General features: G+C 62.2%; 13 protein-coding genes. 4 read left to right on the top strand and 9 right to left on the bottom strand.

Annotated features, from left to right (window positions below; genetic code table 11):
- Window positions 1–18 precede the first annotated feature (18 nt).
- The 7 genes from Mal15_RS22800 to aroF all read right to left on the bottom strand — a co-directional run bounded on the left by Mal15_RS22800 (window position 19) and on the right by aroF (window position 5,219).
- Window positions 19–570, bottom strand: coding sequence for a flavoprotein (locus Mal15_RS22800; RefSeq protein ID WP_147869872.1), 552 nt, complete (start codon window positions 568–570; stop codon window positions 19–21).
- Between the two features lie 344 nt (window positions 571–914).
- On the bottom strand, window positions 915–1,193 hold the full coding sequence (locus Mal15_RS22805; protein WP_147869873.1) for a DNA-directed RNA polymerase subunit omega: 279 nt from the start codon (window positions 1,191–1,193) through the stop codon (window positions 915–917).
- Window positions 1,178–1,780: a guanylate kinase gene (gene gmk / locus Mal15_RS22810; protein ID WP_147869874.1), complete on the bottom strand. Its 603-nt coding sequence runs from the start codon at window positions 1,778–1,780 to the stop codon at window positions 1,178–1,180. Before gmk ends, Mal15_RS22805 begins: the two co-directional genes overlap by 16 nt.
- A gap of 23 nt (window positions 1,781–1,803) precedes the next feature.
- On the bottom strand, window positions 1,804–2,811 hold the full coding sequence (locus tag Mal15_RS22815) for a YicC/YloC family endoribonuclease (protein WP_147869875.1): 1,008 nt from the start codon (window positions 2,809–2,811) through the stop codon (window positions 1,804–1,806).
- A gap of 9 nt (window positions 2,812–2,820) precedes the next feature.
- A complete protein-coding gene (gene secG / locus Mal15_RS22820) occupies window positions 2,821–3,384 on the bottom strand; it encodes a preprotein translocase subunit SecG (protein ID WP_147869876.1) in 564 nt (187 codons plus the stop codon).
- A gap of 45 nt (window positions 3,385–3,429) precedes the next feature.
- On the bottom strand, window positions 3,430–4,185 hold the full coding sequence (gene tpiA / locus Mal15_RS22825) for a triose-phosphate isomerase (protein ID WP_147869877.1): 756 nt from the start codon (window positions 4,183–4,185) through the stop codon (window positions 3,430–3,432).
- Window positions 4,182–5,219 carry a 3-deoxy-7-phosphoheptulonate synthase gene (aroF, locus tag Mal15_RS22830; RefSeq protein ID WP_147869878.1) on the bottom strand — a complete coding sequence of 346 codons (1,038 nt, stop codon included), beginning with the start codon at window positions 5,217–5,219 and terminating at the stop codon, window positions 4,182–4,184. Before aroF ends, tpiA begins: the two co-directional genes overlap by 4 nt.
- 369 nt (window positions 5,220–5,588) lie before the next feature.
- On the opposite strand from aroF, the gene Mal15_RS22835 reads away from it, so the two are divergent.
- The 4 genes from Mal15_RS22835 to Mal15_RS22850 are packed head-to-tail and all read left to right on the top strand — an operon-like array spanning window position 5,589 to window position 11,249.
- A complete protein-coding gene (locus tag Mal15_RS22835; protein WP_147869879.1) occupies window positions 5,589–6,086 on the top strand; it encodes a hypothetical protein in 498 nt (165 codons plus the stop codon).
- Between the two features lie 35 nt (window positions 6,087–6,121).
- Window positions 6,122–8,539, top strand: a complete 2,418-nt coding sequence (locus Mal15_RS22840) for a hypothetical protein (RefSeq protein ID WP_147869880.1) — start codon at window positions 6,122–6,124, stop codon at window positions 8,537–8,539.
- Window positions 8,536–9,648 carry an ABC transporter ATP-binding protein gene (locus tag Mal15_RS22845; RefSeq protein ID WP_147869881.1) on the top strand — a complete coding sequence of 371 codons (1,113 nt, stop codon included), beginning with the start codon at window positions 8,536–8,538 and terminating at the stop codon, window positions 9,646–9,648. Before Mal15_RS22840 ends, Mal15_RS22845 begins: the two co-directional genes overlap by 4 nt.
- 11 nt (window positions 9,649–9,659) lie before the next feature.
- Entirely contained in the window at window positions 9,660–11,249 is a 1,590-nt protein-coding gene (locus Mal15_RS22850) for an ABC transporter permease (protein ID WP_233902972.1), read from the top strand.
- A gap of 129 nt (window positions 11,250–11,378) precedes the next feature.
- On the opposite strand, the gene Mal15_RS22855 is transcribed toward Mal15_RS22850, so the two are convergent.
- Both Mal15_RS22855 and Mal15_RS22860 read right to left on the bottom strand, forming a co-directional pair.
- Window positions 11,379–14,174, bottom strand: a complete 2,796-nt coding sequence (locus Mal15_RS22855) for a hybrid sensor histidine kinase/response regulator (RefSeq protein ID WP_147869882.1) — start codon at window positions 14,172–14,174, stop codon at window positions 11,379–11,381.
- A 14-nt stretch (window positions 14,175–14,188) separates the two neighbouring features.
- Window positions 14,189–15,643, bottom strand: coding sequence for a Gfo/Idh/MocA family protein (locus Mal15_RS22860; RefSeq protein WP_147869883.1), 1,455 nt, complete (start codon window positions 15,641–15,643; stop codon window positions 14,189–14,191).
- Window positions 15,644–15,816 lie beyond the last annotated feature (173 nt).

Below are 15,816 nucleotides of genomic sequence, written 5' to 3' on the forward strand. Positions count from 1 at the left end.
TCGCTTCCACCGTCGATCCTACCGGGCCAAGATTTCCGTCGCCCGATCGAGAATCGCCTCCGGGTCACTCATCCGTCCCATGCCTTTGACACGGCAGGATAACCATCCGCTGTCCGGTCCGATCAGATGGCATCCGTCGGCGGCCAGCTGGTCGACGTTGCGACCGACCGCGGGCTTGTTCCACATCGGATCACTCATCGCCGGAGCGACCAGGACCGGCGCGGTGTTCTGCAGGTACAGCGTGCTGACCAAGTCATCGGCGACGCCGTGGGCGAACTTGGCGATCAGGTTGGCGGTCGCCGGGGCGACGATCATCAGGTCCACATCGCGAGCGAGTTCGATGTGCGAACCGAGCGGGTGCTTGTTGTCAAATCCGTCCAAACCGACGCCGCGTCCGGACAAGGCCGCCAAGGTCGCCGGCCCCAAAAACTCGGTCGCCGAACGCGTCATCACCGTCTGCACCTGATAGCCCCGCTGGGCCAGCCGGCTGCAAAGCATCGCGGCCTTGTAGGCGGCGATCCCGCCGCCGACGGCCAGCAAGATTCGTGGGGAAGGAGCCGGGTCGGACATGACAATCGAGGGTGAAGACGAGGGGGGCGGGGCAGCATCGCTACCTTGTTCCTGTGCTCTGCCCGGGAACACACCGGACTCGGAGGCTCCGCCTCAATGCCACCTACTTTCGATCACAAACTGAGCCGCAGGCGATAGCCTCGGGCCTTACAAGTCTCGAACGGAAATCCAAGGCCCGCGGCTAGCGCCGTCGGCTCATGAAGTAGGTGGATCGGGCTCAGCCTGGCGGGGGTTGAGACGACGTGTGGCGGAGCCACGGGGACATTGCGTTCCCAAGCGGAGCCTGGGAACGAGGGCGCGATTCAATCAACAGGCCGTCAACCGCGTCCGCCGGCAAGCAGGCCTTACAGGTCTGCGGCGTCCAGGTCGGGCGATTCGGCCGCGGCGATGGTCGCGTCCAAGTCCATCTCTTGGACCTGCTCGACTTCGTTGTCCATGTTCAGCACGATCTTGTCCTGCATGATTTCTTGCAGCACGATCGACATCTTGTCGTGGGTGTCGACGTTGACCAGGGCACGGCTGCCTTGGTTCAACTGGACGAGTCGCTTTTGAATCAAGGTGCTCAATTTGAATCGACCGCCGACCTTGTTGACGGTTTCTTCGTCTTTCAGTTCTTCGAGCATGTGTGTTTCTCCTGATGGTCTCTTAGGATTTGGCAGACTTGGGCGACGGCCGCATCGACCGAGCCGTTGATGATTTCGTACTGGTAGCGGTGCACGAACCGCATTTCACCCGCGGCCGTCTCCAAACGGCTCTGGATCGCGGCTTCGGTTTCCGTCCCCCGGTCGCGTAGCCGGCGTTCCAATTCGTCCATTCCGCCGGGATGGATGAACAGCGAAATGGGATCCGCTTCCAAGTGCTCCATCACTTCGATCGCACCCTGGACGTCGATTTCAAGGATGATCCAATTCCCCGCGGCCAGCCCCTCGGCGACTTCACTGCGCAAGGTGCCGTACCAGTGCCCCCTGCCGAACACTTCTTTGCATTCCAGAAAGGCGTCTTGGTCGCGAAGTTCCTGGAAATGCTGCTGGGAGAGGAAATGATATTCTCTTCCGTCCTTTTCGCCAGGGCGCGGGGCTCGGGTGGTCGCCGAGACGCTCAGCCGCAGCGGCAACTCACAGTCGGACAACAGCCGCCGCGTCACCGTTGATTTCCCCGCCCCGCTGGGACCGGAGATGATGATCAGTTGCGCAGAAGTCGATTCAGCCATTGTTCAAACACCGCCCTCGGGGCCTACTCCAGGTTTTGCACCAATTCACGCATCCGCTCGATCGCACATTTGATTTCCACGACGATCGCCGAGACATCGGCATGAGCGGATTTGGAGCCGATCGTGTTGGTCTCTCGGAACATCTCCTGGATGATGAAATCCAGCTTTCGGCCGACCGGTTCGTCTTTCGTCGCGTTCTTTTCCCCGTCGGGGGTCTCGCCCCGCAGCACCGATTGGAACAGTTTCAGGTGGCTGTCCAGCCGGGTGACTTCCTCGCTGACGTCCGCCTTGTCGGCATACACCTGGACTTCGCGAAGCAGGTCGACCGCATTGACTTCGGCATCGTATTCGGCCAGCACCCGTTTGACTTTACCTTCCAGGCGGACGCGATAGCTTTCGGCGGCCTGTGGGGCGAGTGATTCGATCGAACGCACATGGGCGGCTATCGTCGCGCATTCACCGAGCAAGGTTTCGGCCATGTGGGCGCCTTCTTGCTGCCGCATCGCCACCAGGTTCTCCAGTGCATCGATCACGACCCGTCGGGTCTGCTGGAAGATCTTCTCCGCCTCGTCCCCCTCGGGCAGCGACCCGGTCAGCACGCCGGGCAACGTCATCAGCGAACCGACGTCCAGCGAGACCTGCGATGTGGATGCCGCGCCGGCTTGGTCGATCGCCGTTTGGCACTGACGAATGTACCCGGCCAACACGGTGCCATTGATCTGAACCGGTGTCTGGCCCTGCTGGCGTTCGACGTTGATCGACAGGTTGACCGATCCCCGGTGCAGGTACTTGCGGACGACCGACTCGATCAGCGATTCGCTGCCCGAAAGCGCATCCGGCGTCCGGATCGAGCACTTGAATCCACGGTTGTTGACCGTCCGCAGTTCCACCGTCAGGGTGCCGATGTCGGTCGGCCCTGCGGCTCGCCCCTGCCCGGTCATGCTGCGAATTTGTCCGGTCATGCTGCGAGCCTGCCCGGCCGCGCCGTCGGCGGCGCCGGCCGGTGCGATGGTCGATTGGTCTGAAGGCATGCAGTCGCCCTATTCGGGATTCGACTCGGTCGATTCGGCTGACGCGTCCTCAGCCGGGGCTTCCTCAGCCGGGGCGGTTTCAGCTGGGGTCAACTCCATCGACGGCGTGTCGGCTTCCGCATCGGAATCGTCAGCCGGCGGGTCCGATTCCGCCGGCGGGTCCGATTCCGCCGGTTCATCCGACAGCAAACCGCTCAGTCCGCTCAGGCCCCCGGCGCCGCTGGTGTCGCCGGATTCATCGGCCGGCGACTGCAACGCAGGGGTGTCGTCGACGGCGTAATCAGCGTCGTCGGCGGTCAGTGGGGGAACGCCCAGCGAGTACATCGCGATGGCGCAGACCAGGCCCCAGATGATGGCCGAAACGGCGGTGATCAGCGTGAACGTGTCGCCCGCTTTGCTGCCGAAGGCGCTTTGGCCGCCGGGGCCGCCCAGGGCGCCGGTCAGTCCGCCGCCCTTACCGCGTTGGACCAGGATCAGCAGGATCAGGAACACCGAAAGCATGAACATCAGCCATCCCAGCACGGCGCTGCCGAGGGAGCCCAGGATCAAGGTCTGATTGGTAAACGTGGTCATTGAATATCCGTTGTCTGTCGTTGGATCGTAGGGAGGCCGGTGGGATCAGCCGGCGTTGATGATTGCGACGAAGTCATCTACTTTTAAACTGGCACCGCCGACCAGGGCGCCATCAATATTCGGTTGTCCGAGCAATTCCTTGGCGTTTCCGGGTTTCACGCTGCCGCCGTACTGGATTCGCATCTGTTGGGCGACTTCGTCGGTGAACAATTCACCGAGCAATTTGCGGATGAACGCATGAACCTCTTCGGCCTGCTCGGGCGTGGCGGTTTTTCCGGTGCCGATGGCCCAAACGGGTTCATAAGCGATGACGACGCCGGAAGCCCGTGCTTCGTCCAGGCCTTCCAGCGAGCCGCGGAGTTGTTCTTCGACGACGGTTTCGGTCTTGCCGCCCTCGCGGTCGTCGAGCGTTTCGCCGACGCAGACGATCGGGACCAGGTTCCCCGCCAGGGCGGCGGCCAGTTTTTCGCTGATTTGGGCATCGGTTTCGCCCAGGATGGCGCGGCGTTCACTGTGTCCCAGGATCACGTACCGGCACCCGCTGTCGCACAGCATGGCGGCGTTGACTTCGCCGGTGTAGGCACCGTCTTCGGCCGGGTACAGGTTTTGTGCCCCCAGTCCGACCGCGGATCCGGCCAGCACATCGGCGACTCGGCTGAGGTAGACCGACGGTGGGCAAACCACGACCTCGACCGACGGGTTTTCGCCGACGGCATCGGCGATGCCTTGGGCCAACGCCGCGCCGTCTGCGGCACGTGTGTTCATCTTCCAGTTTCCGGCGATAATGGTTCGGCGGCTCACGCTGTCTTCTCCGGCAGAGGTGAAATGGTTTTTCCGAGTAACTTGGCGAGCGATTTCAACTGGCTCGTCAATTCGGCATATTGTTCGGGCAGCAACGCCTGGGGGCCGTCACTCTTGGCGACTTCCGGGCAATCGTGCACTTCAATGTGAATCCCGTCGGCTCCGGCGGCCAGACCGGCCATCGCACAGGCGGGAATCAATTCGGGTTTGCCCGTGGCATGCGACGGGTCAACGATGATCGGCAAATGGCTCAGTTGTTGCACCAGCGGGACGGCGGCGACGTCGAACAAGTTACGCGTCGCGGGGTCGAAACTCTTGATGCCGCGTTCGCACAGCACCACGTTGGGATTGCCTTGGGACAGGATGTACTCGGCACACATCAGCAGGTCGGTGATGGTCGCCGACATGCCGCGTTTGAGTAAAACCGGACGCTGTGAGGCGCCGACTTCGTTCAGTAACGCGAAATTCTGCATGTTCCGGGCACCGACTTGCAGCATGTCGGCGTACTCGGCGACCAGTCCGACCAGCCGCGGGTCGGTCACCTCGGTTACGACCGGCATCCCATGGGCCTGGCCGACGTCCCGAAGCCGCTTCAGCCCTTCTTCGCCAAGCCCCTGAAACGCATAAGGGCTGGTGCGCGGCTTGTAGGCGCCGCCGCGAAACAGGTTCGCACCGGCCGCGGCGACCTGTTCGGCGATCCGGTGCATGCGGTCTTCTTCTTCGACACTGCACGGCCCGGCGATCATGCCGATGGACCCGCCGCCGATCTTGACACCGCTGACATCGATCACACTGGATTCGGGATGGGCTTCGCGGGAGGCCAATTTGTAGGGCGGAAGCACCGGGACGACTTGGGCGACACCCGGGATGGAGCGAACCGATTCGACGACGATCTTGGATTCGTCACCGATGATGCCGATGATCGTCCGATACGTCCCGCGCGAAAGGTGGGCCTTCAACCCCATCGCTTCGACACGCTCGATGACGTGGTCGACTTGCTCGTCAGTCGCTCCGCCCTTGAGAATCAGAATCACGGTGAATCGCTGGAAACAATTGGGGGAAGATCGGGCCGGGAAAGGAATCGAAGCGGGAGAGTTTAGCGATCCGGGGGGCGGTTCGTCGAGGGCAAAGGTTTTGCGGGGCGGAAAGACAGTCGCCGTGTTCTCCGAACCCGTCCCGGTTCGCAAAAGGCGACCTTCCTGGCAGGGTCGCGGACGAGTGTACGCTCGGAGCGGGGAGGGTTTCGTCTTCACCGGATGCCTCTGGGGGGCCAGCGCTGGGAGGGGCCGATGGAGCTTGCGTCATTCCGCCACCACCCACCATCTACAGGGGCTGACAAGTTGCTAGAATGTGGCTTTAAGGGGCCTCTGAGCCGCCCTCGTCCTTGTCTCTAGCCGTATGCGATGGACCAGCAATTACCCCGTGGACGCGAGTCGGCGACCGAGCCGGTGCTTCGCAGCCGCTTACTGCCGCGGATTTCCTTTCAGTCGCTGTTGGTGCTGACCGCGATTTCGGCGGTCGTGATCGCGGTGGTGTACGCCGCCGACCAGGGTGGCGCGTACGCGACGGCGGCGGCCGTCGGGCTTTTTTTTACCCTCTGCATGTTCGTCTGCTCCGCGCTGCTGTTCCTGCTGTCCTGGGCGATCGCGTTTTTGCCCCGGCCGGCCGGGGCCGCGGCGGTGGCCATCGGTATCGCCTTGGGCGTGAGCCGCTGGCTGGAGATCCCGCTGGGTGGATTGTCGCTCTTGCAGGAAACGATTTGGCTGATCAATTTTCAAGTGATCGGATGGTTCTTGCTGTTTTTCCCGATCGGTGTCGCTCCCGACAGCGATGGCGCCAGCCCCTTTGCCGACGACCAGCTGCCGCCGCAGATTTTTGCACCGCGGGAGCCGTCGAATTGATCGTTGCGTTTTCCCGATCCCGAAGAAAGGCCGCGATGATGTTCGGCTGCGGTGGCGTGCGGACCGACAGCCCGGTCTCCGCGGTCGTCTTGGCCCTGCTGATCACCGGGGGGATGATCGCCGAGGCCGCCGCCCAATTCAGTGTCCCCGAAATCCTGTCGACACACCGAGTCGAATTGCCCAGCGACCCCGCGCCCGGTTCCGCGGGCGGGGGCAGCGGGTTCAAGGCCGCGATCGAAGTGACTGATTTGATGGGCGTCGGCTACGTCGCCGTCGACGTCACGCTGACGTCGACAGGGGGCCCGATGACGGCCGAGCGAAACCTGTCGCTCCGTCTGACCCCGATCGATCGCCATCTGCCGGCCGAGCGGGCGATCGCGACGACGTTCCCGTTGACGTTTCCGCAGGGCCAGACCCAAGTCGAGTTGTCGCGTTCGAGTCCCAAGTGGACGATCGGCAATTCCTATCGTATTGAGATTTTCGAGGACGGTGCCCCGCTGTCGCAGTACAGCGTCGAAGTCGGCAGCCGGTTCCCCGGCTACGCGATTCAATCGCCCGCGACCGTGTTGGCCAACGAATTGACCTGCAACTTCATGTTCGTCGAAACGAAGCCGGTGCCGGTCGAAGTGCCGGCCGATGTGATTCGGGTCATCCCGCCCGCCCGCGCGAGAAATGCGACCATTCCGCCGACCGTGCAAACGACGTCGCTCAGTCGCCTGCCGACCGACTGGCGTCGATTGCGCGACCTGGATTGCATCATTATCCAAGGCGACAAGCTGGAGGCTTTTGCGTCGGATCCAACGGCGACCACCCCGAATCGACAGCGGGAAGCGATCCGGGCGATCCGCGATTGGGTTTTGATGGGCGGAACCCTGGTCGTGCTGGAAGCCCCCGACGCGATCCGGCTGGCGCAAACGCTGCGGTTGAAGCTGCTGTCGCAGCCCCAAGAGGACCAATTGTTTCGCGCGTTGGTGGCCGGTGTCGCTTCAGCCAAGACCGCTGAACTGGAGGACGACCGGTCCATCCTCTCCAGTTGGGTGGAACGAGTGCCTGCCAGCCAATCGGACCCGAGCCAATGGGACCCGAGCCAATGGGACCCGAGCCAATGGGACCCCAGCCAACCAGACCCGCAGACCGGCGCTGGAAGCATCCCGAGCGCCGGCTTTGGACCGCCTCCGGTCCAGCGGACGTCGCTGGCGCAACGCACGGCCCGGACGCGCTGGATCGAGGACCGTGAAGCACGCATCAAAACGTTTACTTCGCAGTGGTCCCAAGCCTATCGACGGGACGTCGGTGGTGGCCAAGTGGTGGGGCTGCCAATGGAAACCTTCGACCCGTTGCTGGGCTTTGACCTGCTTGAACAATTGATCGGCTTTCGACGCTCGGCGATGCTCACCCGCGGCGTGGATCCGATGATGGGTGATTTCCGCAGTCGGCGTTGGTTGATACCGGGTGTCGCCGAACCGCCGGTCTACACCTTCATGGGGATTCTGACGCTGTTCGTCCTGCTGGTCGGCCCGGTGGCGTATCGCTGGACGACGCGCGGGCACCGGTCGCACTTGATGTTCCTGATCGCACCCGCCCTGGCGCTGGTGACGACCGCCGCGATGTTCACCTACAGCATCGTGTCCGACGGTTTCGGAACCACGATTCGGGTGCGACAACTGACCTGGATCGATGGTGCAAGCGGTGATGCGGTCGAGCGAACTCGGTCGACCTTGTTTGCCGGCATCAGCCCCCGCACAGGATTGCGATTTTCCGCCGATGAGGAAGTGATGGCCTATCCCAGCGGCGGCCAGCAGATGTGGCAGGACCTCAGCAGCGACCTGAACGAAGTGCGATTGCAGGTTGACATCGACCAGAGTGAACAATGGCTGGACCCGGCGTTCTTGCCTTCGCGGACCCAGACCCAGTTTGTCACCCATCGGGTCCGCCGCGGCGTGGGAGCGATTTCCTTCAGCGGGGCCACGCCATTCGATTCGGGCGGCTCGGTTCCCAATGCCACCGCGATCGAGCTTTCCAGCTCACTTCCATTTGAGCTTCGCGATCTGGTCGTTTGCACTCCCGACGGCCGCTATTGGTCGACCGACAAGATCGACGCCGGTTCGACCGCAGCGGCCAAGTGGATCCCGCAGACCCAAGACGCTTCCAAACTGCTGGGTAACCTTTACATCCGATACCGTCCGGTCGGAGCCGTGTCCGAGTCGGGACGATCGACGCGGAGCCGGCGGATCCGCGACTTGCCGCTGTTTCTAAATCGAGAACTCAGTCGCGGCGGTGTCGTGGTGACCGACGGGGTGTTCGAACACTGGCTCAATGACACCTTGTTCGTGCGTGGGGAATTGCCGCCGGGCACGTTCGTCGGTCTCAGTTCACCCAGCCGCGACTCGGTCCCGATCGGTGACGCCGAACAGGTCGCCAGTGTCCGCTACGTGATGGGGACGCTGCAATGAGCTTCACCGAACAGGACTCGGACGTGCGGGAATCAGACGCCCCGGAATCAGACGTGCAGCCCGCTTCCTCGGTCGCCGCCGGGGAAACGTCGCCGGATCAACCCGCGGCCCGCGGCGCTGCACCGGAAAGCCGACGCGAACCGGCGGTCGGTGTTCACAGCGACACGTCGGAATGCATCGAACTGCGACGGCTGCACCGTTTCTTTGGCGACACGCGGGCGGTCAACGACGTCACGTTCAGCGTCGGACGCGGCCAGGTATTCGGATACATCGGCCCCAACGGTGCCGGAAAAACCACGTCGATGCGGATCCTGGCGACGTTGGACCTGCCCAGCTACGGCGACGCCTTTGTCGACGGCTTTTCCGTGGTCAACGATCCCGAACTGGTGCGCAAACGCTTGGGGTTCATGCCCGACTCCTTCGGCACCTACCGCGACGTTAATTGCCGTGAATACCTGGACTTCTTCGCCCGCGCGTACGGGCTGGTGGGACGCCAGCGGACGCGTCGTCTGCAGTGGGTGCTGGATTTCACCGGCACCAGCGGGATGGCCGCCAAGCCGATTCGCGGTTTAAGCAAAGGGATGAAACAGCGGCTGTGCTTGGGCCGGGCCCTGGTCCATGATCCCGCCGTGATGATTCTGGACGAACCCGCCGCCGGGCTGGACCCGCGGGCGCGGATCGAACTGCGCCGCATGATCCGCGAACTGGCCGACCGCGGCAAAACGATTCTGATCAGCAGCCACATCCTGACCGAACTGGCCGAAATGTGCGACGCGGTGGGGATCATCGAGCAAGGCCGGTTGCTGGCGACCGGCAGCGTCGATCAGATCCAGGCCGAAACACAAAACCGATCCGAACTGACCGTGCGGATCCTCAATCGCCATGACGAAATCATCACCTGTCTGTCCGGTCTGGACGAAAACATTCCGATCGACAACCCGATCCTGGACGGCCAATTCGTCCGTTTCGGTTTCAGCGGCAACATGGCCGACCAAGCCGCGATCGTCACCCACTTTGTCACCCACGGGTTTCATGTCGCCGAAGTCAACGCCCACAAGAAGAGTCTGGAAGATCTGTTCTTGCAAGTGACCGAAGGGCTCGTTCAATAACTCCCAACTCCATGACAACCGTCTCCCCCACGATCGAGACCGACCAGACGAGCGCCGACTCGGGCTGGCTCGCCTGGCTGGACCGCTGGTGCGAGCGGGTGGGCGATGCGATCAATCCGATTTTGGTCAAGGAGACGCGGCAATCGCTCAAGAGTCGACAGTTCGTCGTCACGTTTTCGATGATCTTGTTTGCCGCGTTGGCGTGGACGATCGCCGGCAGTTTGTCGTTGATGCCACAGATTTACACGACGCCGTCGGCGCCGCGGATGATGATCGGCTATTACGCGGTGCTGGCGTTGCCGATGATGATGGTCGTCCCGCTGGCGGCCTATCGGTCGTTGGAAAGTGAAATCGATGACGGGACGTTGGAGTTGTTGTCGATCACGACGTTGTCGCCGTGGCAGATCGTGATGGGCAAATTGGCCAGCGCTTCGCTGCAAATGGTGCTGTACTTCGTCACGCTGTTTCCCTGCCTTGCCTATGCGTATACCTTGCGCGGCGTGGACTTGCCGACGACGCTATTGATTGTCGCATCGCTGGCCGTGACCGGGTTGCTGTTGACGGTGATCGGATTGTTTTTTGCTCCGCTGGCGCGGGGGCGTTCCGGGCGTGTGGCGACGATGCTGGTGTTGATCTTTTTACTCGTGCTGGCCGAATACGGCATCAGCTCGATGGTCGTCGGGATGGTTCTTTATGGCAATCCGCTCTCCGCACCGGAATTGTTATTCACCGTCCTGGCGACGCTCGCCCTGGCCGCCGCCCTGGGGCATCTGTTGCTGACCGCCACCGCGGCTCAACTGACCCCGGAAACCGAAAACCGATCGACGTCGCTGCGTCTATCGCTGTTGGTGCTGACGACGATCTGTGTCGCGACGATGGTTTCCGGGCTGCTGGTGCTCGGCGGCCAGGCGATCCCGGTCTACATCGGCGGCCTGGTGGTGATCGCCGGCTTGTGGACGTTTTGTGGCGCGTTGATGGTCGGCGAGCGTTCGACGATCACGCCGCGGATTCGGCGCGAGTTGCCCAGCAGTTTCCTGGCGCGACTGTTTTTGACCTGGTTGACGCCCGGCCCGACGACCGGCTTGGTGTTCGCCATCACGGGGATCGCGATCCTGGCATCGATGCAATACGCCTCGTTGGATTGGGTGATGCGTGCGGCCGATGTCGGTGGGACGATGCGGCGACAGTTTCAACGCATGGTGGGGCTGCCGGCAATCCTGTTGTCGTCGTACCTGATCTGCTTTCTTGTCGCCGTGCGCATGGTGATGTTCGTCGTTCGATTGCGAAACAACCCACGCGTCGAAGTCGGGGTGGCGGCGTTGATCGTGGTCGCGGTGATGGCGGCGTTGGTCCCGTATTCGATGCAACTGCATTACAACGATTATCAACCGCTGACCTACGATCCGATCTGGCAGGTGACCAACTGGGTGTTCACGATGGGGACGGCGGTCGATCGGGGGCTGCCCGCGGGCGTGACCGAACGGATCGTCGGGGCCGCCGTTTGCCTGTCCCTACTTTCTTGCTTCGCCGCCTGGCAGACGACGCGGCCCCGCCGCATCGCCACGCCCCGGCGGGTGCAGGAAGAACTCAGCCGCCGCTAGGATTCCGCCGCAGCCCAGGTATCGGGTAGTGGACGAGGCGACGAGTCCATTCGGGTTGCGCGCTGCAAGGACTCCTCGCGTCGTCCACTACCGTTTGCACGGTGTCCGCGCTGCTACGCTACGGGCTCGCTACGCCGTGTGTTGCCGCTGCGAATTGACACGCTGCGAATTGACACGCTGCGGCGGACAGACCTTGCGAAGCCGGTCTTGGAGGTCGGCCAATTGAAACGGCTTGGACAAGCACGCATCGGGTTTTCTGCCGGAAACCTGCTTCAGGTTTTCGATTTCGATCAGCAGCCCGCTGCAAACGATGATCGGCAGATCCGGCTGATGCGACTTCAGCCGGTCAAAGGTTTCCGCTCCGGAAATGCCCGGCATCATCAGGTCCAAGATGACCGCGTCGAACGACTCGCCTTGTTCGACCCGTGCCATCGCTTCGTGACCGCCCGCGACGTCCGTCACCTGATGGCCGATCGCTTCCAGGCTCAGTTTGGTGACGCGCCGCACTTCGTCATCATCGTCGACCAGCAAGACGTTTAGCGGAGCACCATTGGCGGGAGTCTCGATCGCGTCCCCGCCGCGATCGACGCGCCGCCATTTGCCTGTCGCGGAATCCGTCTGGCTTTCAACGGAATTCGACGGGCTGATGGTCGTTCGTCGCATGGTTGCGATGTCGATTGCCGCGTGGCCGGGGATCGATTCATCAGGACCGATCGACACGCCGGGCAACAGCAGGGTGAACACACTTCCGACACCGAGCTGGCTGTGACATTGGATGGTTCCACCGTGTTGATTGACCACGCCGTAGGAAAGCGCCAACCCTAATCCGGTTCCCTCACCAACCTTTTTGGTGGTGAAGAATGGTTCAAAGACGCGAACGCTGGTTTCATGATTCATTCCGTGTCCGTTGTCACGCACTCGGATGCGTGCCATCGGATTTCCGTCATCGTCGACGATCGAATCGGTCTGCAACACGATCGTTCCCGCCTGTCGCCCCAAGGCGTCGTGGGCGTTGAACAGCAGGTTCAGCAGAACCTGTTCCAACTGAGCGTGGTCAATCCGACACAGCGGCAGGTCCGGGCTGAGCCGCAACGTGACGACAACATCAGGCGACAACGAGGTTTTGGCCAACAAAACGGCGTCGTTGACCACTTCATTCAGATCGCCGACTTGTAAGTCCAGTTTGGTCTGGCGAGAGAAACCGAGCAGCGAACGAACGAGCTTGGTCGCTTGTGCGGTGCAGCGGCGGGCCGAGGCCAAGCATTGGAGGTGCTGATGCTCGCCGGTCAGGGAATCGCCCCGATCGATCAGTTCCAAATTGGACGCGATCGCGGCCAACAAGTTGTTAAAGTCATGCGCGACGCCACCGGCGAGCCGACCGAGCGCATCCATTTTCCGGCTCTCGAGCAAATCCGATTCCAGCCGACGGTTGGTCCGCACGGTCCGCTGCAGCCTCAACCACATCGTGGCAAAACAAAGCATCCCGGCCAAACAAATGACGGCGATCATCGTCAACACAAAGAACGCCAGCGACGGTGAGAGTTGCCACCATCGAGAAACGACCCGCAAGTCATTGACGTTCGCCAATTCGACCACGAAGACGGGGTGGAATCCCTGTTCCGGCTCCGCCAGCTCCGGTGGCGCCGCCAGGACCATTCCCGTCACCGCGACGCGTCGAGCGTTTTCCAGCGATGCGTCTTTCCATGAATCATTGTCAGCCTCCAGGATCGCCGCGAACGACGTGTCGCCGTCACGCAGCATGATGATTCGCCGCTTGCCCTGGCTGCGCGTCGAAATCAAATCCGCTTCCATCGTCGCGCGATAAGGACACAATGCGACCTGAACCGATTCGGCCCTGTCCATCGGCGACGTCGGGACACTCCGAAACGCTTTGGATTGAAGCGTGACGGCATGAAACTGATGGGGCGGCTCACGACGCACGGTCAATTCGACCACATGCCCCAATGAGGTCTCGTCCGCCAGTTCGGTGTGGACGAAGATTCCCGGTCCATCGGATTCGATCAAGTAGCCTTCGTGTTCGATGACGGATGTGATTTGTCCGTCGGTCCGATACAGACTTCCCGCCAGCGTGTTCGCCGCGCGAAGCTGCTCGATCGTCCGGAACTCGGCGTTCCGGATCATCACTTCATCGGTTTCGTTGGCGACGTCGTCTGATCGTGGTGCAGCCCTCAGTGGCGGATCAAATTCATTCATCCGGACGACGTACCGAAACGGCTGTCCGTTGAAGTCGACTTCACAAATCAACGTCCCCTCGATCTCTACCGAGCGCCCGATCCATTCTTGCCAATCAATCGTCTCGTCCGCCTCAAATCGGTGGATGACGAACGTGGTGTCGCCCGAGGAGCACAACGCGACCCAAAGGTCACTAAAACGCGCAACCTCCTGCAACGTCCCCGACGTCGTCACTCGTTGGGCCCAACGATCCCCCAAGGACAAGTCCTCGATCCGGGTCGTCTTCGGCATGACGGGTTTGGCGACATCCGTGATTTCGATCGTTTCTGCCTGGACGAAGTAGCGGTCCAGGATCAGTTTGCCGATCACACGCACGTCGGTCCCCGGGGCAAGCCGAGGGTGTCGTTCGAAGTCTTCGAATGCGATCGATAGATAGATCGCGCCGTGTTTGTCTTGGACAAACACCGCTCGATCACGCGCATCCCAATAGTTGACTCGGGCGCGAAAGTCGACCGGCAACGACTCCACGTCGGTCCGCCCGTAATGTCGCGCCAGGTCCGCAATACTGCCGATCGGTTCGTCGGCCGCTGCGGCCTGGCGGCCACCCGCGCCCGAATCCGCCGCTGGTTCGACCGCCGGCAGACGCGCGCGGCCTACCCCCAGCGGCAACAGCGCACAGGCCAACGCCAATGCGTGAAGGAAGCTGCGGCGATCCGTCGGGGCAAAGGACATGACCAGAGACTGCGTCAGATAATCTCCGGCACTTCATAGCCTTTGCGGTACTGGCGCCGCAGGAGTCCATTGGCGACCTCCGCGCCGCTGCCGACAAACTGCTCGGTTTCGGAATCCAGGGACAGCATCGGGCTGAGCTTGATGCCGGGGCCGTCGAGCTTCAAGTCGTGAGCGGCCAAGTGCTGGTCCATCTCGGCGAGCAACGCGTCCCACTCGTCCAGCTTGACTTCGCCCGCGGCATCACGGCTGAAGTCGCTGCCCGCTTGGAAGGCGACGTTGGCCAGGTTGCACCAGCCGGTGCTGTCGTTGCCGACGGCGACGTCGGCGTTCAGCAGGCCGGAGTCTTGGGCGCGGACGGCATCGATGAAGTTCTGTTGGTGGACGACATCGCCCCGATTGCCCTTGAACTCCTTGATCTTTTTGCCGTCGTTGTCGTACGCGGCGGCACCACCGCGTTGCCCTTCGAACCGCCCGCCTTCACAGTAGGCCATGTAACCACTGGCCGGGCCGGGATGCGTGGGGCTCTTCTTTCCGCCCGGCTGGGCCGGCAAGTTGCTCAATCCGATCACGACGGGAATCGATCCGGTATCAAAGTACGCGAAGTGCACGTTCGGTGTTTCGCCGGCATCGTTCAACACCACGCGGCCGCCCCCGCCCAAGACACGCTGGGGCAAGGCGACGCTGTCCTGGAAGATGTTGTTGCGGCAATCGTCCAGCACGTGCACGCCCCAGTTGCCCATTTCGCCGCTGCCGGTGTTCCAATCCCAGTGCCAGTCGTAGTGCAGTTTTTCGCGATAGATCGGTTCGTCGGCGGCCGGACCGAGCCACAAGTCATAGGCGACGTTCTTTTCGATTTCCAGCGGGGTGTCGCGTTTGCCGATCGACGGGCGGACGCCGTAGCGATTGACGCGGGCGGATTTGATTTCCCCGAGCGCCTTTTCCTCGTGCAGGAATTTCTTGATCTCGGCCTGCATCGGGTCGCTGCGCTGCTGCGTTCCGATCTGGCAGACTTTGTTGTACTTTCGCGCCGCGGCCACCGTTTGGCGTCCTTCCCATTGGCTGTGCGAGAGCGGTTTTTCGACATACACGTCCTTGCCGGCTTCCATCGCCCAGATCGCGGCCAGGCAGTGCCAGTGGTTGCAGGTCGCGATCACGACGGCGTCGATCTCCGGCGAATCGATCAGCTCGCGGAGATCCGTCCAGGCTTGGGCCTTGGGGAAGCGTTGCTTGGCCGCACCGAGCCGGTTTTCGTCGACGTCGCACAGCCCGGCGATGTTGACCCCTTCGACCTTGTCAAATTGTCCCATCAGCCCGCCGGCCCGTCCGCCGCAGCTGATGAACCCCAGGTTGATCTCGCTGTTTGCATCGGCGGCTCGCAACGTGCGGCCGGGAAGCGAAGACGTCACCGCAAATGCGGCGGCAGCGGACGCGGTCGAACCGACAAACTGGCGGCGGGAAAGTCTGGTCATCTGGAAATCACTCTGCAATATTCAAGAGGAGGAGTCACGGTCGTGCGTGGGGGCAACGACGGCGATCAGGGGCGGGGAATGAACCGTCATGATAACCTGGACGGCCAAGTCGCTGGCAGTCCCAGCCAAGAAATCGGCAAACAGCATCGCCCCATTCTACCAAACCGCTCGTG

It is taken from the genome of Stieleria maiorica, assembly GCF_008035925.1.
Classification (GTDB): domain Bacteria; phylum Planctomycetota; class Planctomycetia; order Pirellulales; family Pirellulaceae; genus Stieleria; species Stieleria maiorica.